This is a genomic window from Pseudoalteromonas sp. PAR1 (assembly GCF_947311895.1).
GTDB lineage: Bacteria > Pseudomonadota > Gammaproteobacteria > Enterobacterales > Alteromonadaceae > Pseudoalteromonas > Pseudoalteromonas lipolytica_C.
The window spans coordinates 1-21,503 of record NZ_CAMZMY010000011.1 but is presented as its reverse complement, the minus strand read 5'-3'; the positions used below and the strand labels follow the sequence as shown (position 1 = coordinate 21,503).

Annotated in this window: 17 protein-coding genes; 13 read left to right on the top strand and 4 right to left on the bottom strand. The window is 38.5% G+C overall.

Annotated elements, in window-relative coordinates:
* Window positions 1-222: 222 nt before the first annotated feature.
* The 5 genes from QL229_RS10830 (at window position 223) to rlmB (ending at window position 6,058) form a co-directional block, all read left to right on the top strand.
* Window positions 223-927: a tetratricopeptide repeat protein gene (locus tag QL229_RS10830; RefSeq protein ID WP_171040380.1), complete on the top strand. Its 705-nt coding sequence runs from the start codon at window positions 223-225 to the stop codon at window positions 925-927.
* Window positions 928-1,001: 74 nt separating this feature from the next.
* Complete coding sequence (locus tag QL229_RS10825; protein ID WP_199526627.1) at window positions 1,002-2,087, top strand: sensor histidine kinase; 1,086 nt, start codon at window positions 1,002-1,004, stop codon at window positions 2,085-2,087.
* Window positions 2,084-2,686 carry a response regulator transcription factor gene (locus QL229_RS10820; protein WP_054561025.1) on the top strand — a complete coding sequence of 201 codons (603 nt, stop codon included), beginning with the start codon at window positions 2,084-2,086 and terminating at the stop codon, window positions 2,684-2,686. The genes QL229_RS10825 and QL229_RS10820 overlap by 4 nt, the downstream gene beginning before the upstream one ends.
* Window positions 2,687-2,831: 145 nt before the next feature.
* Window positions 2,832-5,315, top strand: coding sequence for a ribonuclease R (gene rnr / locus QL229_RS10815; protein ID WP_135923515.1), 2,484 nt, complete (start codon window positions 2,832-2,834; stop codon window positions 5,313-5,315).
* A complete protein-coding gene (rlmB, locus tag QL229_RS10810; RefSeq protein ID WP_135923516.1) occupies window positions 5,312-6,058 on the top strand; it encodes a 23S rRNA (guanosine(2251)-2'-O)-methyltransferase RlmB in 747 nt (248 codons plus the stop codon). The genes rnr and rlmB overlap by 4 nt, the downstream gene beginning before the upstream one ends.
* A 183-nt stretch (window positions 6,059-6,241) precedes the next feature.
* Here rlmB and QL229_RS10805 read toward each other — a convergent pair whose 3' ends face one another.
* Window positions 6,242-7,003 (bottom strand): hypothetical protein, encoded by a 762-nt coding sequence (locus tag QL229_RS10805; protein WP_281546866.1) that lies wholly within the window; start codon window positions 7,001-7,003, stop codon window positions 6,242-6,244.
* 115 nt (window positions 7,004-7,118) lie between these two features.
* Here QL229_RS10805 and QL229_RS10800 point away from each other — a divergent pair, with 115 nt between their 5' ends.
* The 6 genes from QL229_RS10800 to QL229_RS10775 all read left to right on the top strand — a co-directional run bounded on the left by QL229_RS10800 (window position 7,119) and on the right by QL229_RS10775 (window position 16,376).
* Window positions 7,119-7,301: a helix-turn-helix domain-containing protein gene (locus tag QL229_RS10800; protein ID WP_281546865.1), complete on the top strand. Its 183-nt coding sequence runs from the start codon at window positions 7,119-7,121 to the stop codon at window positions 7,299-7,301.
* Window positions 7,302-7,493: 192 nt separating this feature from the next.
* Entirely contained in the window at window positions 7,494-7,784 is a 291-nt protein-coding gene (locus tag QL229_RS10795) for a hypothetical protein (protein ID WP_281546864.1), read from the top strand.
* Window positions 7,781-9,475: a type IV secretion system DNA-binding domain-containing protein gene (locus QL229_RS10790; protein ID WP_281546863.1), complete on the top strand. Its 1,695-nt coding sequence runs from the start codon at window positions 7,781-7,783 to the stop codon at window positions 9,473-9,475. Before QL229_RS10795 ends, QL229_RS10790 begins: the two co-directional genes overlap by 4 nt.
* On the top strand, window positions 9,453-12,005 hold the full coding sequence (mobF, locus tag QL229_RS10785; protein ID WP_281546862.1) for a MobF family relaxase: 2,553 nt from the start codon (window positions 9,453-9,455) through the stop codon (window positions 12,003-12,005). Before QL229_RS10790 ends, mobF begins: the two co-directional genes overlap by 23 nt.
* A gap of 160 nt (window positions 12,006-12,165) precedes the next feature.
* A complete protein-coding gene (locus QL229_RS10780; RefSeq protein ID WP_281546861.1) occupies window positions 12,166-12,441 on the top strand; it encodes a hypothetical protein in 276 nt (91 codons plus the stop codon).
* Between the two features lie 65 nt (window positions 12,442-12,506).
* Window positions 12,507-16,376 carry an N-6 DNA methylase gene (locus QL229_RS10775; RefSeq protein ID WP_281546860.1) on the top strand — a complete coding sequence of 1,290 codons (3,870 nt, stop codon included), beginning with the start codon at window positions 12,507-12,509 and terminating at the stop codon, window positions 16,374-16,376.
* 255 nt (window positions 16,377-16,631) lie between these two features.
* On the opposite strand, the gene QL229_RS10770 is transcribed toward QL229_RS10775, so the two are convergent.
* The 3 genes from QL229_RS10770 to QL229_RS10760 all read right to left on the bottom strand — a co-directional run bounded on the left by QL229_RS10770 (window position 16,632) and on the right by QL229_RS10760 (window position 19,605).
* On the bottom strand, window positions 16,632-17,201 hold the full coding sequence (locus tag QL229_RS10770) for a hypothetical protein (protein WP_281546859.1): 570 nt from the start codon (window positions 17,199-17,201) through the stop codon (window positions 16,632-16,634).
* Between the two features lie 92 nt (window positions 17,202-17,293).
* On the bottom strand, window positions 17,294-18,592 hold the full coding sequence (locus QL229_RS10765; protein ID WP_281546858.1) for a site-specific integrase: 1,299 nt from the start codon (window positions 18,590-18,592) through the stop codon (window positions 17,294-17,296).
* 152 nt (window positions 18,593-18,744) lie between these two features.
* Window positions 18,745-19,605 (bottom strand): YicC/YloC family endoribonuclease, encoded by an 861-nt coding sequence (locus QL229_RS10760; RefSeq protein ID WP_138558347.1) that lies wholly within the window; start codon window positions 19,603-19,605, stop codon window positions 18,745-18,747.
* Between the two features lie 179 nt (window positions 19,606-19,784).
* On the opposite strand from QL229_RS10760, the gene rph reads away from it, so the two are divergent.
* Window positions 19,785-20,498, top strand: coding sequence for a ribonuclease PH (gene rph / locus QL229_RS10755; RefSeq protein ID WP_063699765.1), 714 nt, complete (start codon window positions 19,785-19,787; stop codon window positions 20,496-20,498).
* Between the two features lie 22 nt (window positions 20,499-20,520).
* Window positions 20,521-21,165, top strand: coding sequence for an orotate phosphoribosyltransferase (pyrE, locus tag QL229_RS10750; RefSeq protein ID WP_036973002.1), 645 nt, complete (start codon window positions 20,521-20,523; stop codon window positions 21,163-21,165).
* Window positions 21,166-21,503 lie beyond the last annotated feature (338 nt).

The window sequence follows — 21,503 nt, the reverse complement described above, 5'->3', positions numbered from 1 at the left end:
TTATTTTCCGAAAATATTAACACAGAGTGTTTGTTGCAAAGAATATCAACGCTTCATTTTTGGCAGAATTAATCAATTTCTTAAAAGTTTCATCGCTTTTTTATGACAATTGTCATGATGTATTGCTTACAAATGTCGTTAAATACTCATTCTTTTTTAAGTAACACTATACCTGTACCGATACATGTCGGTTTGTCATTCATTAATATAAAGGGTATAGCTATGAATCTAATTACTAAAAATATTTACTCGTTATTCGCTGCGGCAATTACATTTAACACAAATTACGTATTTGCTGAACAAAGTACTATAGATAGTATTGAACTTGCATCTCAACAGCATAACTTGTCAGAACTTACCGAAATAGCAAAAAATGCAGCAGGGTATGATGCAGCGCTTGTGAATTATCGCCTTGCTATTGCACATAATATCATGGGTGAAACTGAAAAAGCGCTTGCCTTACTTGATATTGCACAAGCAGTGCTTTTAGACGATAAACTTGGCGCAGATAAAAGTGAGGCAAACGCATTGCTTGCTCAAGTGTATGGTTATCGTATTTCGATTAAACCTATTACAGGTTTTTACTACGGCATAAAATCGAACAATGCGTTAAATAATGCGGTGCAAATTGACAAAAGTAATCCTCGTGCTCATCTAGTTAAAGGTATAATTGCTTTAAACACACCTAGCATGTTTGGTGGAAGTAAACAGCAAGCGCTAAGCTCATTGAATGCGTCTCTTATTCACTATCAAAATGATAATAATGATGGTTATAAATGGGGGCAGGCGGAAGCATATGTCTGGCGTGGGTTAACATATTTAGCACTAAATGATGTGCAAAAAGCAGTGCAAGATTGGCAAACATCACTTGACCTTGCACCAAACTATACATGGCCTAAAGTTTTGATAAATAACAATAAGCAGTAACTAATCGTGGGCAGCCATATGCTGCCCAAGTTTAGATAAGATTTAAAAAAGCCAAAAAATGGGATTGAGCATAAATGAAAAGTGATAGTTTTAGACAAAGCTTAGCAATTGAAAAAAAGCCTTACTGGGTCTGGGGTCCACTTGTTTTTTCAAGTTTTTATTTTTTACCGTTGATTCTAAGTTTTGAGCAATTCGCAGCTTTAGATATTTTTATTATAGTTATGATATATATAACTTTTATTTTTTACTATGTTAAAGCTGCTAACGCAAAAGGTGAAGATGCGCTCATTCCAGTGTCTATAATTGTTATTATCGCAACTTTTGGTACATATTTAACTCTTGGAACACAAACTTTATTTGGCTTTGCTTGCTATTTTTTTGGGTTCAACTTTAGACAAAAAAAAGGCGTTTTAGGGCTAGTTGCTGTTGCTTTAAGTATTTTTCTCGCGGTGTATTTATTTGATTTGAATAATCCATATTTTATTGCGCCAGCACTCATCATCAGCATTGCACTTTATTTTATGGGACGTGCTGAGAGGCGTGAACGAATACATCAGTTAAGTGAACAAAAAAGTCAACATCAAATAGAACAGTTGGCAATGATTGCTGAACGTGAACGCATTGCACGAGACCTTCATGATTTAGCTGGTCACAGTCTATCGTCGATTGCTCTAAAAGCAGAACTAGCCGAAAAGTTAATTGTTAATGATAACGTTGAGCAAGCACAGAGTGAAATAAAGCAAGTGGCGGCCATTAGCCGAGATTTACTCAGTGATATTCGTAAAGCAGTAACAAATATGAAACAGTTTAACCTCACTAAACAGTTAGAGTTTTTGCAAGAAGAGCTAACACAAAATGGCTTTAATGTAATAGTAAACAATGAATTAACAAACTTATCGACAGCAACACAAAAAACCGTATCGCTTATTGTTACTGAGGCTTGCACTAATATTTTAAGGCATAGTAAAGGGAATGAAGTTTTAATTGATATTAGTAAGGAACTAATATCAATTAAGGATAACGGTATAGTAACCACATTTAAAAGTGGCAATGGCATTAATGGCATTAAGCAGCGTACTGAAGCACTTGGCGGAGAGCTTATTGTGGAAAATAAAAAAGGGTTTAACCTGACTATGAATTTTCAAGCGAATTTATCATGATTAATTTACTCATTGTTGAAGATCAGCAAATGGTTAGGGAAGCAATTAGTGCGCTTGTTGGACTTGATCCATTTATTAATGTCGTTGGGCAAGCAGAGGATGGCAAAGCTGCACTTAAATTTATTGAACAAAATAAGATTGATATGGTGTTATCAGATATTGAAATGCCCAATATGTCAGGCATCGAATTGGTAGAAATACTGAGTAAGCGCCATTCTGATATTAAAACCATGATAATAACTACATTTTCAAAGGCAGGTTACATAAAACGTGCTATGAAAGCAGATGTTCGCGCCTTTATTTTAAAGGAAGCGCCATCAGAGCATTTAATTAATGCAATAAAATCAGTCAATCAAGGCCGAAGAGTCATTGATCCCGAACTTGCTTTACTTGCATTATCTGACACTGATCCATTGACTAATAAAGAACGCAAAGCATTAAAATTAGCCGGTGATGGCTTAAAAACTCAAGATATTGCAAAAACATTGTTTTTATCAGAAGGGACGGTTAGAAATTATCTTTCAGAAGCAATGAGTAAACTAAATGCGGTAAACCGAGTAGATGCTGCTCGCATAGCAAGACAAAAAGGGTGGTTATAAGGTCCTTAATTTTGCTATTAAATTATTGAACAATTTGAGTGCGAAAACTGGTTTGATCAATTTCTTAAAAGTTTAATAGCTTTTGCCTGTCTCATTGTTAGGATATGGGTTAAAATAACCACATAACCAACTAACAAGATAGTGAATGTCAAAACAGGATCCAAATCTCAGTCGAGAACAAGAAAAGTACGAAAACCCAGTCCCTAGCCGTGAGTTCATACTTGCTCACTTAGAATCACGCGCAAAACCAGCTAATTTCACACAACTTTGTGACGAATTACACGTGAATGATACAGAGCGTCAAATAGCGTTCAAACGTCGTTTGCGTGCAATGGAGCGCGATGGTCAATTGTATTTCAATAAATTTAAATGCTATGCATTGATAGATGAATCAGGCTTGGTAAAAGGTAAAGTCATAGGTCATCGTGACGGATTCGGCTTTTTAGAAGTTGAAGGCGAGAGTAAAGATTGGTTTATCGCGAAACATCAAATGAATATGGTGTTGCACGGTGACATTGTGCTTGCTAAAGGTAACCGTAAAGGTTCAAGTGGCAAATGCGAAGCACGCATCATTAAAGTGCTTACCAATGAACGCGCGCCAATTGTTGGCCGCTATTTTGTTGAGCACGGAATTGCCGTTGTGGTAGCGGAAGACCCGCGTATTACGCAAGACATTATGATACTGCCGGGTAGTGAAAATGGCGCACGTCATAATCAAATGGTACAGGTGCAAATTACGCAAAACCCTAGTCGACATATGAATGCTGTGGGTAAAGTGACAGAAGTACTTGGTGAGCATTTAGCTCCCGGTATGGAAATTGAAGTCGCGCTGCGTAATCACGATATCCCTCATGTATGGCCTGAAGCGGTTGAAAAACAAGTTGCTCATTTAGGTGAGTTTGTTGATGAGCAAGCTAAACAAGGTCGAGTTGATTTACGTGATTTACCACTCGTTACTATTGATGGCGAAGATGCCCGTGACTTTGACGATGCGGTTTATTGCGAGCGTAAACCCTCTGGTGGTTGGCGCTTATGGGTGGCAATTGCCGATGTGTCGCATTACGTTGGTATGAACACGCCACTGAATAAAGAGGCAATTGAGCGCGGTAACTCAGTGTATTTTCCTGAGCAAGTTATTCCGATGCTACCAAAAGTGCTATCGAATGGCCTATGTTCATTAAACCCAGAAGTTGACCGTTTATGTATGGTCGCAGAAATGACAGTGTCTGATGCAGGCAAGTTATCAGGGTATAAATTTTACGAAGCGGTAATGAATTCACACGCTCGTTTTACCTACACTAAAGTAAATGCAATTTTACAAGGTGATGAAAAACTGCGTGAAGAGTATGCCCAGATGGTGCCACATTTAACTGATTTGCACCAAATGTACATGGCACTTAAAGCTGCACGCCAAGAGCGTGGTGCGATTGAGTTTGAAACCTTAGAAACGCGCTTTGTGTTTAATGCGCATCGCAAGATTGAATCAATCGTTCCTGTGGTTCGCAATGATGCACACAAACTTATCGAAGAGTGTATGATTCTAGCGAACGTATCAGCAGCCCGCTTATTAGAAAAACACGAAGCAAGTGCGCTTTATCGTGTGCATGATGAGCCTGATGCTGAAAAGTTAGGTTTTTTCCGAAACTTTTTATCAGAGCTTGGTATTGAAGCGGCGATTTCTGATGAGCCAACACCAAAAGAAATCACTCAAGTGTTAGCTAAATTAGGCGACCGCCCAGAAGCAGAGCTTATTCAAACTATGTTGCTCCGTTCAATGAAGCAAGCTGTTTATCAGCCTGATAACATTGGCCATTTTGGGTTAGCCTTACCAGCTTATGCGCACTTTACATCGCCAATTCGTCGTTATCCAGATTTAGTCGTGCACCGTGCTATTAAAGCGGTGCTTAAAGCGCAAGGCCAGCAAACTTCGGGTGAGTATGCATACACTGATGACGAAGTAGATATTTTAGGTGAGCAGTGTTCAACCACTGAACGCCGTGCCGATGATGCGACTCGCGAAGTGGCAGATTGGCTTAAATGTGAATTTATGCAAGATCATGTTGGTGACGAATTTGGTGGGGTGATCTCATCGGTGACTAACTTTGGTTTATTTGTACGCTTAGACGATTTACAAATAGATGGCATGATCCATGTGACCAACTTAGGCAACGAATACTTCCATTATGATGGCGCTAAGCATTGCTTGATTGGGGAGCAAACTCACACAGTGTATCGTTTAGGCGATAAAGTGACGGTTCAGGTGTCATCTGTAAGTCTTGATGAGCGCCGTATAAACTTAGTATTAGCGGGTGAAGCACCACAAGATCGTTATGCTCGTCGTCGTGGTCGCAGTGAACCTGCAAAACCAAGCGTTCGCGCGCAGCTTAAAGCTGGTAAAATTCCCGGTAAAAAAGGGGAATCAAATCGCTTTGAAGCAAAGTCAGGTGACAAAGATAATGAAAAACGTGGTAAGTCTTCTCATGCTAAAGGGCGCAAAAAGCCCAGCGGCAAACAGGCTGATGCTGTAAAAGCCAGTAAAAAGAAGAGCAAGAAAAAAGCCACTAAAAAGGCAAAAAGGCCGGGCAAGAATGCCCGCAAACAAAGTAGCCGAGGAGCAAACAATACGTGAGTAATGAATTAATTTTTGGTTTTCACTCAGTTGAAGCAATTTTAGAAAAAGAGCCGGAGCGCTTTTTAGAAATTTATGCTTTAAAAGGGCGTGAAGATAAACGTTTAAATCCGGTTATTGACCAAGCACGTAAATTCGGTATTTCTGTTCAGTTTATGCAGCGTAAAGCGCTAGACAATAAAGCAAACGGTGAGCAACACCAAGGCATTATTGCTAATGTTAAAGCTGCACGTATGTATAGTGAAAAAGACCTTGACGAAATTATAGCCCGCGAAGAAACCCCTTTCTTATTGGTGCTAGACGGCATAACGGATCCACATAATTTAGGTGCATGCCTACGAAGCGCTGATGCTGCCGGTGTACACGCTATTATTGTTCCTAAAGATAAATCAGCTAAATTAAATGGTACCGCGCGCAAAGTAGCGTGTGGTGCTGCTGAAACAGTGCCACTTGTGCAAGTGACAAACTTAGCGCGTACTTTACGTGAAATTAAAGACGCTGGTGTTTGGGTCGTTGGTACTGCTGGTGAAACCGACACTGAGTTATTCGATGCAAACCTCACTGGGCCAATGGCTGTAGTAATGGGAGCTGAAGGTGACGGAATGCGTCGCCTTACCCGAGAACATTGTGATTTACTAGTAAAAATTCCAATGGCAGGGACGGTATCGAGCTTAAATGTATCTGTTGCCACGGGTATTTGCTTATTTGAAGTACTTCGTCAAAGAAATGCGACGCAACTTTAATGTCAGGTCGTTAATTTATGCATTAAAAAGCCAGTGAATATTCACTGGCTTTTTAATGGTCTAGAGCAAATAAACCTTATTCGATATTCTGTTTGTGAATATTGATTACTTTTATTAGTTCATTGTTTTAATTGGGTTAATTTTAGTTGTTTTGTTTTAACTATGTATTTAGTCACCAATAAGTCACCTCTGTTTTGTGGCTTTCTTTTCTGATGCTATTTTTCCTACCCAAGTTGCTGATACTCTTAGTCGTTTCGCTATATGGCTATAAACAACTTTCTCACCGGTCGAGTTGGCCCGATCGATTTCTTGATGAACAGCTTGTCTAATATCTTCATTGCGGCCATATCCTTTTGGCTTACCTAATTTTTTATTCAGAATTACTTCCTGATAGAGTTCATGACGATGGAGAACATGGACAAGAGTTTTCAACCAAATATCGCTATCATATCTATTGACGGCACTTGAAAAAGTTTTTGTTCTTGGTGTAACTCCGTCATTCAATGCCATCTCTATACCTTGTAATAGGTAGCTTGTATCAGCATATTCAGTTTTGAAAACAGTTTTTACTTTCTTGTAAGTAATCGGTAGTTGAATGCTTATTTCTCGTAGTAGAGATGCAATCCGCTGGCTCTGGTTAAGTTTGGGGTTTGTAATTTCCTTAAATATCTTTTTTTCGAGCTTGTTAGACCTTGATAAGGCCGAGTAAAGCTCTGCATAAAAAATCGAACTACCAACTTTCTTATTCAGGAATTTCGCATGTACTGCTTGAAACTTTTCATCTGAGCCCACTGCTTTTGAAATAAGTCGCCTGTCTCTGATGTAGTTTTTTTTCGTATTTCCCGATGGCAAATGATAATCACAAAAGTAACTTGAACGCCCAGATTTTTGTTTATTTTTCAGTACACTTCGCCAACATAGAGAGCAAAGGTGAACATTGTCCATATAGAACTCCTTAACTGGTTAATCGTTATTATAAACACATTTGTGTAACTTTTAGAGTCCATTCCACACATGTCCGTTAATATCCTTTTTGTAATAGATGTAAGGAGGAACTGACATGGAACAAAAGCCGCTATTAACACCAGATGACCTAGCAATGTTGTTAGGCATTAGCAGAACTTCACTGTGGCGATTGCAACAAGATGAAAAACTGCCCGAGGCTATTCGTTTAGGTCCACGAATGGTTAGATGGCGACGAGAAAGTGTTGAAAAGTGGTTGCTTGATTATGAACAGATGTAGTTCATTCAAAAAGCATATAAACCTCTTACACCCCATGCACCTGCGGTGCTACCAAGCAGCAATTGGAATTCGGTCTATAGCCAATATTTATATCGGGTTCCGGCGAGATTAATACTGGAATCAATTCATATAAAACGGTCTGGTAACTCATAGATTTACAAATGGTTTCATTGAATTCATGGAGGATTGAGAATGAAAACCCAAAAAAACAACAAGCAAATCAGTGTGCGGTTATCCGCTCAGGACTATGAACGCTTAGCATTGGAGGCTGAGTATCAAGGGACCACGATTGCGGAAATTGCACGTCAACGAATTCAGCTCGCCGAGAAACAGGTTGAACTAAAAGACTTGCTCAATCACCTGCAAGCCCAGATAACCCAAAACACATTTGTGATTACCTCTGTAATTGCTGGACTTGACCCTGATGAAACCCAGGCTGCTAAAGCCTCTATCAGAAAGCAAATGACAAGGAGGTCACGATGACACAATCAAAGTTATCGCAAAAATGGGGGCACTTTATTGTTGCTTTGATTCTCTCTTGCATCATTTTCTTGATTTCAGAAATAACGATATTGGAAACCCTTGGGGGTTCATCCGTATTAGTTAAGTTAGTTGTATGGGGCAAGGATTTACTGCTATCAGCCTTTCTTTTGCAGCAGGGCCCCACGGCTTTTTCCTTGTCGTCAACAGCTATGTTTGGCAGCTTATCTATATTGATTTTATCAATTCTCATCGCCTCTACAATAGTTTGGAAGTTTCGAGTTAAACACTATAACCAAACTGATTTATTTCATATCCGTGGTCCGCGTTTACTTAGAGGTTCAAAAGCGACACGTCATTTTAGGCGCGCTACAAAACGAGAAGGTAAGCGAGGGCTATTTATACATCCCTCACTTCAAATCTCTTTGAAAAAGGAGGTTGGGAATTTTCTTATCTGGGGAATGCAAGGGGCTGGTAAATCGAACTTAATAAAGTTCCTCATCAAACAGATCCTTCAGCGTAAAGATCGAGCACTGATTTACGATATCAAAGGCGAATATACCGAGCTATTTTTGGAGAACAGTTGCTTATTGTTGAGTCCTAGAGATGAGCGTAGCGTAAATTGGAATTTGGGTTTGGATATAACTGATGTTGGACTTGCTGAAGTGTTTGCTGAATCCGTTATCTCATCCAATATTACCAAGGAGACTTTTTGGGTCGATTCTGCACGGGTTGTGCTGATTGGTGTAATTGTTGGCCTTATCAAAGCGGGTAAACCTTGGTCTTGGACTGAACTCTCAAAACACTTGTTCTGTAAAGATGACGAGTTACTAAAGTGGCTGGCAGACGCTTATCCTCAGGCTGCCACGCTTATTCAACCAGAAGATAAAACTACTGCCTCCATTCGCTCCATGATTGCAACCCAACTTTCGTGGGTGAAGACACTTGCAGAGTTAAATCAAAATAACAGCGACTTTTTTTCAATTAGATCATGGTTGCAAAGTACATCTCAAAAAACACTTATTGTACAAGGTGATCTTACTTCACCACTGATGAGCTCAGCGCTAATAACCGCATTACTCGCTATATTGACCAATACAGTATTATCTAAACCAGATAACCAGACAGAGTCTATTTGGCTTGTTTTAGATGAACTCGCTACATTGAATAAATCGAAGCGTTTAGAAACTTGGTTAGCTTTAGGGCGAAGTAAAGGTTGTAAAACGATTGCAGGTGTTCAACTACTTTCTCAACTCGAATCGATATACGGCAAAGACGACGCAAACACTGTGTTAGGACTATTTGCCAATATCGTTACATTCAAGCTTGCTCCAACTGGTGACTCAACTGAGAAAGCATCAGTCTCATTAGGTAAAAGAAGGATCGAATACAAGACTGCAACAACTAACGAAAAGGGTGAAAAGTCTTATTCTCTGCACCAAGAAGAAGTTGCCATTGTAAAGCCTGAGGACTTAATTCATTTACCTCAACCTTCCTTAAAAAATGGCATTGAGGGATTTGCTTTAATAAGCGGAACAAATGCTGTTTACCACCTCAACTGGCCAATTAATTCAATGTTTGAAAAGGTTGCTGAGCCATTTGTAAAACGACAAAAGAAAACATCGGAGCCCCGCAAAGGATCTACAAATAGACTGAACAGGAGAGTTCGAAATGATGACTTTTGCAAAAATTAAAAATGACGGTAAATATTACCTAGATTTAGCACGCGAAGATTATTACTTGAATGGTGGTGAGCCTGATGGTGTTTGGGGTGGTTCAGCTAGCTCTGCACTCGGGTTAAAAAGTTTGATAGATGGCGATGATTTTAAAAACATCCTCCGAGGTTTATCACCTTGCGGTAAATTTAAACTTTGCCAAACTTCTGGCGAGAAACATACTCCAGGGTGGGACCTAACTTTCAATGCTCCAAAATCAGTGTCTGTGTTGTGGGCAGCAGCTGATGAGAAGTTGCGCCAAGAAATCCAAAAGGCGCAGCTTAGAGCCGTTCGTGAGGCCGTAACTCTGTTAGAAGCGAATGCTGCATTTACTCGACGCAGTAATGGTGGAAAGAGAAAAGAACAAACCGAAGGTTTAGTTGTCGCTTTTTTTGAGCACTCAACGAGCCGTGAATTAGACCCCCACTTACATACTCATGCAATTGTTGCAAATTTAGCCCCTAGGACAGATGGTTCTTGGGGGACTGTTGATTCTAGGTCAATCATGCTTTGGCAAAAAGCCGCTGGAATGATTTATAAAATCAGTCTGGCAGAATCTCTTAGAACACTTGGTTTTCAAACATCTCCTGACGGTGACGCTTTCAAAATAGAAGGTGTACCACAGCAAGTTTGCGAGCATTTCTCTAAACGCTCAAAGCAAATCATTGAAGTGCTTGATAAAAGAGGTGTTAAAAAACGAGCTTCTGCAACGGGCGACGTCGCTTCACTCAGTACCAGAAATAAAAAAGGCGACATTAATCGTGGTGAACTCTTTAGAGCATGGAAATCTGAGTTAGTAGGATTTGGAGTTGATCAGCATACTATTACTGCCCTTCGTAATTTTAAACGACCGATTCAATTTGGTGAAGCGATGTGCTCAGACACACTAGCGGCAGAACTAACAAGCACTAACGCGGTATTTACTCGGCAGGATATTTATTTTCAGGGTGGTTTAAAAGCCCTCGAAAACAACATGTCTCTAAAATCATTACATGCGATTGTAAATGAGCTGCAAGCGGATGGTAACACTGTTGATTTAGGATGCGACTGGCGAAACTCTCATGTCTATACCACTAAAGAAGTACTCGAAACCGAGAAAGCGTTAATTGTTAATGCTAAACAGCTTAGCTCTTCACTGTGGTGTGATATTTCAGAGCAAATCATTGAACAATGCATCCGCACCCAAAAGTTTGAACTCAGTGATGAGCAACAGTTTGCTGTTAGAAACGCTTGTAATGATTCCCAACTTGCAATTATACAGGGGTCTGCTGGTGCGGGAAAATCTGCATCAATGAGATGCGTTCGAGATATTTACCACGCATCAGGTAAGCGTGTTTTTGGGGCTGCGATAGCTCGCTCAGCTGCAAACAATTTAAGCAATGAGGCAGAGATTGAAACGTACACTATAGCTAGGCTGCTCGCTTGGCTGGATACAAGTAAGCCTCCAATAACAGAAGGTGATGTCTTAATTGTTGATGAAGCAGGTCAAGTAGGCTCTCGTGATATTGAACAGCTAATGGACTTTGCAAATCAAAATGCCTTTAAAGTCATTTTAGTCGGTGAGGATAAACAATTAAATGCGATTACACATGGCGGCGTATTACGGTACTTGTCATCCCCTGATGTTATCGGTGCAACCCGTGTAGAAACAATTCGAAGGCAATCCCAAATATGGGATCGACAAGCTGTTGCTGCTTTTAGGGATGGGTATGCCCAACAAGCTCTGATCCAATATCAAAAACGAAGGCAGCTGCATATTGAGAAGAATGAAACTTCAACAAAATCAGCTTTGGTTGATGCCTGGACTCATTACCGCCATCAAAACCCTCACAATCATTCTATGGTCATTGCACACAGTTGGGCTGATGTAGTTCAACTAAATAACGAGATGCGCTCCCAGTTACAACGAGAGAATCGATTGGGTCATGAAAATATACTGGTGCCAGCAACAGTGAGTGACCGTGAAATTGATATTAATCTGTCGCTTGGTGAACGGATACGCTTTACACAAAACGATTATTCGCGCAATTACACCAATGGGGATCTAGGCACAGTTACTAAACTTGAGACTTTACCCGATGGTGATGTTTGGATTCGAATAAAGCTGGATTCAGGTCGTGAAACCCAATTCAAAGCATCAACCTATTCGAATGAACAAGGCCGAGTTTATCTGACTCAGGCATATGCACAGACCGTTTATAGTGCCCAGGGTCTAACTATAAACGGTGACGTATTTGTTTACTACACATCAGGTATGGATAGAGCGCATAGTTACGTAGCATGTTCACGTCATAGAGACGCAGCGCATATTTTCGTAAACAAGCAAGAGTTTGAAGCTGACATCCCCGCTGATTTTAAAAATGCTCCACAGCATATTGCGCTGCGAGAAGCTATAGCTCGAAATATGTCCCGAGATCTGCGGCCTAAATTGGCCTGTGAATATTTGCCGCTAGCAGTGGCGCATAAAATACAAACTTTGCGCCAAACTGGCCACAAGGTAAGCATTTAAATAACAAGAAACCATCGTTTCTTGTGTGTTCCCTGGTTTTCCCAAAATATTCTCTAAGCTTTTTAGAGAATATCGCTAATGAGATATAAAATTTTAACCCATACTTTGATATTGAAACAATATTTGATATTGTTTCAATATCTATTATTGGGGGTAAGCTGTGATATCAGGTATTAATGGTGGAAACTGCATTCTAAGCTCGATGGCAAAGAGTAGAGTTGAAAGCAATATGATTGATGGTGCTGAAGTTATAGGTTCCAAAGGTAACTATGTCGTTGTATTCAAAGGCAGTGCGGCAGAGTGGAATGAAAAGCCTGTTGTTTTAAGTAGTTCTAGGCAGCCTTATGAGCCAAGAATATTTAAGAGTTTGGACGGTGCAATCGCAGAATTAAATCGTATAGGACTTCATGAGATAGCTGTAAAGGTAACAGACTAATAGAAGTCTGACTTGAAGGTATAAGAACAACAAACTTAACAATATAAAAAACGGATCATAGCGAAATGCTAACTATTGATAATTTTAAAGATGTATTGATAAATCTCGGATTTTCGGAAGATAAACATCAATTTACAAAAAGCTTTTCAGAACCAGATGTAAAAATGATTGTCGACTTCAACAAAAAAGAGTTGATTTACCCAGAAGATAAAGGTCTTACAATTAATGAAAGGCAAACATGTAACTTTTCTCAAAAAGAAAATTTTGTTGTGTTTGAGTGTGTCGTTAAATTGTTAGACAAAGGGTATAAACCTGAGCACATTGAATTAGAGCCAAGGTGGAAGGTGGGTCACGGTGCAAGCGGTGGTAGAGCGGATATTCTAGTAAAAGACAACTCGCAAAAGTCACTGCTAATTATTGAGTGTAAAACTGCGGGCAAAGAATTTGAGGATGCTTGGAAAAAGACCCTAATTAACGGAGGTCAACTTTTAACTTACGCAAAACAGGCTGGAAGTACGCAATTTGTATGTTTATACGCTTCCGATTATATCGATCAAAAAGTTGTGCGTGATTATTATTTGATAACTTTGAAAGATAACGAAAGCCTATTAAATGAACTATCGGATCAAGAGCCATTATCTTTTGAGGATGCTAAGAAACTTGAAGTAGAAGATATATTTAAAGCTTGGAAGGAAACTTATAGGCAAGACTATTCTACAAGAGGAATCTTTGAGGGAGATATTCCACCTTATGAAATAGGTAAAACAAAGTACTCTCTTGAAGATCTAAGCTCTGTTAGTAGTAGAGATATTCAAGGTAAATATCATCAGTTTGCAACCATTCTTAGACAACATAACGTATCAGGTAGAGAAAACGCCTTTGATAAATTAGTTAATTTATTCTTGTGTAAAATTGTGGATGAAACTAACAACCCAGAAGAACTCAAATTTTATTGGAAAGGCGTAGCCTACGACAGCTACTTTGAATTACAAGATAGGCTGCAAAAGCTTTATCAAGAAGGTATGAAGCGCTTTTTGGGGGAGGATGTTACTTATATTGATAATTCCGCCATTGATGATGCATTTCGTTTTTTCAAACAAGACCCAGATGCAACCAGAGACACCATCAAAAAGTATTTTAGAGAATTAAAGTTTTTTACCAATAATGATTTTGCATTTATAGACGTGCATAATGAAAAATTATTTTATCAGAACTCTCAAGTACTTCTAAAAATAGTACAAATGCTACAGGATATCTTACTCAAATCTGATGAAGATAATCAATTCTTAGGTGATATGTTTGAGGGCTTTTTAGATCAAGGGGTTAAACAATCAGAGGGGCAATTTTTCACTCCTATGCCAATTGTTAAATTTATCCTCAAATCTCTACCTTTAGAGCAAATTATTGAAGAAAGTGAACAACTTCCTAAAGCTATAGATTATGCATGTGGTGCAGGTCATTTTTTAAATCAATATGCTCAAGAAATTCAGAACTATGTGAATGAGAAAAAAGATATTCCTATAGAAAAATATTATGAGAATATTGTAGGGATCGAAAAAGAATATCGATTGTCTAAAGTAGCTAAAGTTTCAGCATTTATGTACGGACAAGACGATATTGATATCGTTTACTCAGACGCTCTTAGTAAATCGCCAACCATAAAAGATGGCGACTACTCAATTCTTACGGCTAATCCACCATATAGTGTTAAAGGCTTTTTAGAAACGCTTTCAGACTCAGATAGAAATGATTACCAACTTTTGTCTACGATAGATGAAAAAAGTTTTTCTAATAACAATGCGATAGAAACCTTCTTTATTGAAAGAGCAAAACAACTACTAAAACCAGGTGGTGTTGCTGGTATCATTGTACCTTCTTCAATACTAACAAAGGGTAAAGCAAAGAGTACGTCTAAGGCCACAAACCTTTATGTTGCAACAAGAGAATTGTTAATTAAGTATTTTGACATTGTAGCGATCGCTGAGTTTGGTAGTGGTACATTCGGAAAAACGGGAACAAATACCGTAACTTTGTTTATTAGAAGAAAAGAAGAGAATCCGTCATTAGCTGAGCATTATGAAAATAGAGTAAATGACTGGTTTAGTGAATGTGGTGATAAAGATCTTATATTTGAAGATGAATATTTGATCAAAGATTATTGCTCTGAAATAGAGGTACCATATGAAGAGTACAAATCTTTACTAATTGGAAAGCCAACAGAAAAGCTTTTAGATTCTGATATTTTTCAAGATTATAAAAAGGAGTTCAGTAATTGGACTGAAATAAAAAATCGTAAAAAACAGAAAACTTTTAAAGAGCTAAATAAAGAGCAGCAACATAAAGAGCTATCAGAAAGGTTTGTATCTTACTTAACGAGAGTAGAAAAGGATAAGATTTTGTATTTTTCATTAGCTGCTCTAAATCCTCAGAAGGTGCTCATTGTTAAAAGCCCATCAAACAACACTAAAATTAAAGAGTTTCTTGGGTATGAATGGAGTAGTGCTAAAGGTAACGAAGGTATTAAGTATCTTGGCAGTGAAGATAATATTGTAATAAAAACTGAAAATGATGACGATAGTGAAGCTTCACTTGACGATGAAGATAAGAGAATTATTAATAACATATTTAATTTAAATAATATTAAAACTCCTCTTTACGACCCTGCAAGTGTTTTTAATCCAAGCAAGATCAATACACTTATCTCTCGTAATTTTTCAGGTGAGGACATTACGATACCTTCAGAGTTAGCTGAATACGTTTCACAAGCAAGTCTAATAAGTATGCTTGATTTTGTATCAGTTAACTTTAACAAGGGAATTTCTTTATCTCCTAGGATTGATGATGAGCCTGTTGTAGAAACAAAGTGGGACACTGAACCTCTAGGTAAGGTCGCACCATATGTTAAAGATAAAATTAACCTCTCTGAAATTGACGTTACCTCATATGTTACAACTGATAACTTACTTCAAAATAGAATGGGGGTTGTAGATTTTGATGGCACGCCAAATGTAGATAGGATTACAAGATACCTAAAAAATGACGTTTTGATTTCAAATATACGTCCATATTTAAAAAAAATCTGGTTTTCAAGTAAGGAAGGCGGTTGTTCCAATGATGTAATGGTATTTCGAAGCTCAAATCCAACAAAAGTTCTGCCCAAATATTTATATCTAAGCTTAAGTACAGATTTGTTTTTTGATTATGTAATGGCTGGAAAACAAGGCGTTAAAATGCCTAGAGGTGATAAGGACAAGATACTTAAATATCCTCTAGCTATACCGCCTAAAGAAGTTCAAGAAAAAATTATACTAGAGTGTGAATCTATTGATAGTGAAGTGGATAAAGCCAAGAATACAATAGAAGTTGAGTCACAAAAGATAGAGTCACTATTCCAAGAGTCTATGAACTCTAAGTTAAAAAGTTATAAGCTCAGTGATGAAAATTTATTTAAGGTTTCTATAGGGAAGAGAGTTCTAAAGAAGGAAATAAATCATGAACAAAAAGGAGTGCCTGTATACAGCGCGAATGTTTTCGAAGCTTTTGGTCATATAGAAAAGAAGTTGATAGATAATTTTGATATAGAGTCGGTTTTATGGGGTATTGATGGCGATTGGATGGTTAATACTTTACCAAAAGATGTGCCATTTTACCCCACTGATCATTGTGGTGTCTTAAGGGTGTTATCTACAGATATAGAACCAAAATTTGTAGCGTGGGCATTAAAAAATGAAGGTCAAAGGGTCAGGTATTCTCGACACAATAGAGCATCGATGGACAGTATTAAGACGTTATCTATCCAACTACCAGACAGTAGCAAACAAAAAGGCATTGTAGATAAAGTATTAATTTGTGAATCACAAATAGAATCAGCTAAAAATCTTATTAGAGGGGCTCAAGCAAGAAAAGAAGAAATTCTTAATAAATACCTAAAATGACGGTAAACGGAGACAGGGACTGTCTCTTGGATTTCTTTCAGTATTTTAATGGTGAACTATAGTATGATTGATTTTCAAAATTATGTTCTCATCCAAAACGATTTTATTTGGTCTAATAACAATTGAAATATTGGTTTTATTATAGGACGTTCATAAAACCTGATGTCTAGCGGAAATTAGAACACTCTTCTAACTTAAGGTTATGTTTCTTATAAGAGGTAGGTTACCATAAGTAACCTGCCTCTAACTAAAGCATTATTTTTTGAGCGCCGTTTGCGCAGCTTCATAAAACTCTGTTGGTATATCTTTAAAGTGCCATTGTATGTCATAGCCTTTAATGGCTATCTCTTTGCCAACAAACCCACTGAACTTGTCTGCTAGTGCCGAGTTAACAGGCTCATGAATGCCTAAAAACTTTAGTCCTTTGGTGCCAGGAAAAATGATCGTTTGCCAATAGTCATTTAGGAAGTCGCTTGTATTATCTAGCCCCGTGTTTGTTGTATAAATATGGTAAACAACATTGTCAGCATATTTTGTAAAGTAGGGGCGCCTTTTTCCAACCCAAGAAATGGCTGCTCTATGAAGCCCTTCAAATTCAAACATCAGGAATACTTCTGATGATCTGGCAAGATCAGGTCGGGGCTTTATTGCAAAGTTGGCATGTAAGCCTCCATCCCCAGTTATTTCTCCGTTGGAAAGAAGTGCAAGCGCCTCTTCAACAGTAGTGCCATGAAATAACGTCTGGAACATTTTGGAATGTAGGCTAGGAATAGCGCGGGTGTTGAGCTCGATGTTCGAAGCCAGCTCTGTAGTTGTAAACTCCATGTCAATTTTTCTCCTTGATTTTAATGACACCATAATTGTATCACAGACCGTCGAGTTAAGAATTTTGCAATAGCTAAAATGTTAAAATTAAATTACCAGATCTCTTGTAACCGATTAGCCAATTTTTCCATTACTGTTTTTCGCTCTTCAAAATATGAGTGATGGTCATAAATACCTAAAACGCCTTTTAATTTATGGTTGAGAAACTTCTCACCAACAATTGCACTTGCTCCTAGTTCTGATAGCAAAGTTCTTCCTGAATGTCTCAGATCATGAGGTACAAATTCTTCGATATGATATTCGGCAAATACATTAGAAAGCGATTTTGAATTCGCGCGGACTTTTTTACCAAACATAGCAGCAACAGCATGGTTTAATGTATTTTCACAAACGAAATCACTTTTCGATGTTCTTCTCGGTGGGAACAGGTAAGCGCTGTTGTTCGAACGGATTTTTAACTCATCGAGTAACACTAAAACTGGTGGAGCTAATGGAATTTCTATAGCTGGTGAGTTTTTCATGGCGCGCTTTTTCGGTAAACGCCAAATTTTCTTTTCTAAGTCAAACTCGTGCCATGGGGCTTGTAACAATTGATTTTTCCTGATGCCTAAAGCCGTTAATAGGCATAGAGCGATATAGTTATCACGTGTGAATCGCTCTTTATGTTGTCGTAAGACTTTAAATACAATTTCTAATTCATCAAATGACAATTTTCTCTCGCGCGGTTTTTCTGTTCCACCGGCATCCTCAGCGGATAAAATCTGGGTGGGATCAAACTGTATTAAGTCCATTTTTTGTGCAAGTTTAAAAATTTGCTTACAGTAGTGGAGGGCGTCATTGGCTATTGATGGTCTACCTGAGTTATTAATTTTACTTACTAAGTTCATTATATTGCTTGTCTTGACTTCAGTCAGTTGCATTCCCCCAATTGCTGGCTTGATATCATTCTTATAAACACGTTCATGAATATGAGCACTTTGGATTTTTTGCTGTTTTTTTCGTAGCCACTCTTGGGCGACATAGTCGACAGTAGTCTCATAATCATTACTAGGTAAACGAGATTTAGTTTGAGACTGAGGATCTAACCCTTGTCTTACCATTACCTTGAATTCAGCAACTTTATTTTCCGCTTGGGATAAGGTTGAACCTTTTTTTGACGCATAACGCGTATAGTCGGCAAATGTGTACTCTTTTCTTTTTCCGCCAAATGAATAGCGATAGATCCAAGAAGCATTTCCAGTTATTAGGGCTTTTAGGTATAAGCCATTTCCTATCGGATACTTTTTATTATCTTTGAGCCCTGAAAGATCATCCGCTGCTGAAATTCGTTCTGGAGCAGTTTTTGCGCTTTTAAAGATTTGTAGGGGAGTTTGTTCTTCTTCCTCTTGCATAATGGTGACTCAATTTTTAATGGTAATACATGGTGACCTAAAGACACCAAAAAGTCACCAGTAAATTTAGGTGGTATGCAATTTTAAGAAGTTTTATGAACTTTAAGCCCTTTAAGATAAAGGGCTTGGAGGTGTGTGGAAGTAATGAAACCCTATTCTATATTCTGAATTTGTTCGCGCATTTGCTCAATTAGCACTTTTAATTCTACTGCTGCATTGGTGATGTCACTGTTGATAGACTTCGATGCTAATGTGTTTGCTTCTCGGTTAAACTCTTGCATCATAAAATCTAAGCGTCGGCCACATGCACCACCTTTCACTATAATTTTCTTTGTTTCTTTAACATGTGATTTTAAACGATCTAGTTCTTCAGCTACATCTTGCTTTTGCGCTAGGTAAATAAGTTCTTGCTCAAGACGTGATTCATCAATGTCTGTTTTAAGCTCTTCAAGTTTTTGATTTAGCTTTTCACGTTGCCATTTAGCGATTTCTGGTAAGTGGCCCTCAACAATGGCAACTTGCTCTAATATTGCATCAAGGCGAGTGGTGATCATTTCTTGTAGGTTTGCACCTTCATCACCGCGAGCTTGTTTGAAGTCTTCAATTACTTTGTCAAAACCTGCAATCAGCGCTGTATTAACGCTATCCATATCGAGCTCTTCGGCTTCCATAACGCCAGGCCAACGCAAAATATCAACAGGATTAATGTCACCATTACTCTGTTGTTGCACCCATTGTGCGCTTTTAATTAGCTGCTCAGCCAGTGATTCGTTAATCGTTAACTCACCAACATGAGCTGGATTTGCAGCAAACTTTAAGAAAACTTCAACTTTACCGCGTTGTAAGTGTTTACGTAAACGCTCACGAATAACAGGTTCCATGCCACGAAATTGCTCAGGTGCGCGGATAAAAGTCTCAAGGTAACGTTGGTTAACTGAACGAATTTCCCAAGTGCCAGTGCCCCATTCGCCTTTAATTTCGCGACGCGCATAAGCTGTCATGCTGTGGATCATGGATAATTTCCTAGTGTTATTTATATTCAAAGTTGCTTGATTATACCGTATCAGCTTTTAACCTCTAGCGTAAATTTTCTGAAATCGGCTTTTCAGATACAGTTAATTATGTAAATCACATGGCATCTGCCACCACATCGACTTATAATGTGGCAAATTCAGAATTAAGGGGATCGTTAATGCGTCCAAGCGAAAGAACACCTAATCAAATTAGACCGGTTACATTTACACGTAATTACACTATGCATGCTGAAGGCTCAGTATTAGTAGAGTTTGGAAACACTAAAGTTTTGTGTACAGCAACTGTTGAAGCTGGTGTACCACGCTTTATGAAAGGCCAAGGTAAAGGTTGGGTTACGGCTGAATACGGTATGTTACCTCGTTCAACACATACTCGTAATGGTCGTGAAGCGTCGCGCGGTAAGCAGGGCGGTCGTACAATGGAAATTCAACGCTTAATTGCACGTGCACTTCGTGCTGCAGTTGATTTAAAAGCGTTAGGTGAAAACACCATTACTATCGATTGTGATGTTATTCAAGCTGATGGCGGTACACGTACAGCATCTATTAGTGGTGCGTGCGTTGCGTTAGTTGATGCACTCACTTACATGCGTAGTAAAGGTATGATCAATTCAAACCCACTTAAGCATATGATTGCTGCAATTTCAGTCGGTGTATATAAAGGTCAACCAATCACAGATCTTGAGTACCTAGAAGATTCTGAAGCTGAAACAGATATGAACGTGATTTTGACGGAAACAGGCAAAATCATCGAAATCCAAGGTACAGCTGAAGGTGAACCTTTCTCATTCGACGAACTAGATGAGCTACTTACATTAGCTAAGCACTCAATTCGTGAAATTATCGACGTTCAAAAGCAAGCATTAGCTTAATAAAGAAGTAGGTTTATTAGTTATGAAAGATTATCAAAAAGAGTTTATTGAATTCGCACTTGAAAAGCAGGTGCTTAAATTTGGTGAGTTTACTTTAAAGTCTGGCCGTACTAGCCCTTATTTCTTTAACGCTGGTTTATTTAATACTGGTCGTGACCTTGCACGTTTAGGCCGCTTTTATGCAGCTGCACTTGAAGATGCTGGCATTGAATACGATGTATTATTTGGCCCTGCTTATAAAGGTATTCCAATTGCAACGACTACTGCGGTTGCTTTAGCTGATCACCACGACAAAGATGTGCCTTACTGTTTTAACCGTAAAGAGAAAAAAGCACACGGTGAAGGTGGTACATTAGTAGGTTCTGAACTTAAAGGGAAGATCATGTTAGTCGATGACGTGATCACTGCGGGTACAGCGATTCGTGAATCGATGGAAATCATTGCAGATAATGGTGCAGACTTAAGTGGCGTTTTAATTGCTCTTGACCGCCAAGAGAAAGGCAAAGCTGAGTTATCGGCTATTCAAGAAGTCGAGCGTGACTTTGGCACTAAAGTTATCTCGATTGTAAAACTAGCTGACTTAATTAGTTACCTAGAAGCGAAAGGTACAATGGATGAGCATTTAGCGGCTGTAAAAGCATACCGTGATCAATACGGCATTGCATAACAACTAAAAACGCGAATTTTTTAAAAGCCCAGCTATGTTGCTGGGCTTTTTTGTTTTTAGAGCGTTGTGCTTTTATAGCCTTAAATACAGCTAAAAGTTACTAAAGCGTTAATAAAGTTTCTCTTTTGTACTGTTTAGACTAAAAAGGATGCAAAAGGTAGTTTTTTTAAAGTTTTCTCAAAAAAGTGCTTGCGTTAATTCGCTGCATCCCTATAATGCGCATCCACCGACACGGCGGACTGCTTACAAAAAAGCGAAACGACGAGTTGGTTGAGTCAAGTAAGACTGAGTTTTGAAAAAATAAACTTTTCTCAAAATTAAGTGTTGACAAAAATAAC

Coding starts and splice junctions, on each gene's coding strand:
- QL229_RS10790 (WP_281546863.1), top strand. CDS start 7,781: ATGACACAATCAAAGTTATCGCAAAAATGGGGGCACTTTATTGTTGCT.
- QL229_RS10820 (WP_054561025.1), top strand. CDS start 2,084: ATGATTAATTTACTCATTGTTGAAGATCAGCAAATGGTTAGGGAAGCA.
- QL229_RS10775 (WP_281546860.1), top strand. CDS start 12,507: ATGCTAACTATTGATAATTTTAAAGATGTATTGATAAATCTCGGATTT.
- mobF (WP_281546862.1), top strand. CDS start 9,453: ATGATGACTTTTGCAAAAATTAAAAATGACGGTAAATATTACCTAGAT.
- QL229_RS10805 (WP_281546866.1), bottom strand. CDS start 7,003: ATGGACAATGTTCACCTTTGCTCTCTATGTTGGCGAAGTGTACTGAAA.
- QL229_RS10765 (WP_281546858.1), bottom strand. CDS start 18,592: ATGCAAGAGGAAGAAGAACAAACTCCCCTACAAATCTTTAAAAGCGCA.
- QL229_RS10825 (WP_199526627.1), top strand. CDS start 1,002: ATGAAAAGTGATAGTTTTAGACAAAGCTTAGCAATTGAAAAAAAGCCT.
- pyrE (WP_036973002.1), top strand. CDS start 20,521: ATGAAAGATTATCAAAAAGAGTTTATTGAATTCGCACTTGAAAAGCAG.
- QL229_RS10760 (WP_138558347.1), bottom strand. CDS start 19,605: ATGATCCACAGCATGACAGCTTATGCGCGTCGCGAAATTAAAGGCGAA.
- QL229_RS10830 (WP_171040380.1), top strand. CDS start 223: ATGAATCTAATTACTAAAAATATTTACTCGTTATTCGCTGCGGCAATT.
- QL229_RS10795 (WP_281546864.1), top strand. CDS start 7,494: ATGAAAACCCAAAAAAACAACAAGCAAATCAGTGTGCGGTTATCCGCT.
- QL229_RS10800 (WP_281546865.1), top strand. CDS start 7,119: ATGGAACAAAAGCCGCTATTAACACCAGATGACCTAGCAATGTTGTTA.
- QL229_RS10770 (WP_281546859.1), bottom strand. CDS start 17,201: ATGGAGTTTACAACTACAGAGCTGGCTTCGAACATCGAGCTCAACACC.
- rnr (WP_135923515.1), top strand. CDS start 2,832: ATGTCAAAACAGGATCCAAATCTCAGTCGAGAACAAGAAAAGTACGAA.
- rph (WP_063699765.1), top strand. CDS start 19,785: ATGCGTCCAAGCGAAAGAACACCTAATCAAATTAGACCGGTTACATTT.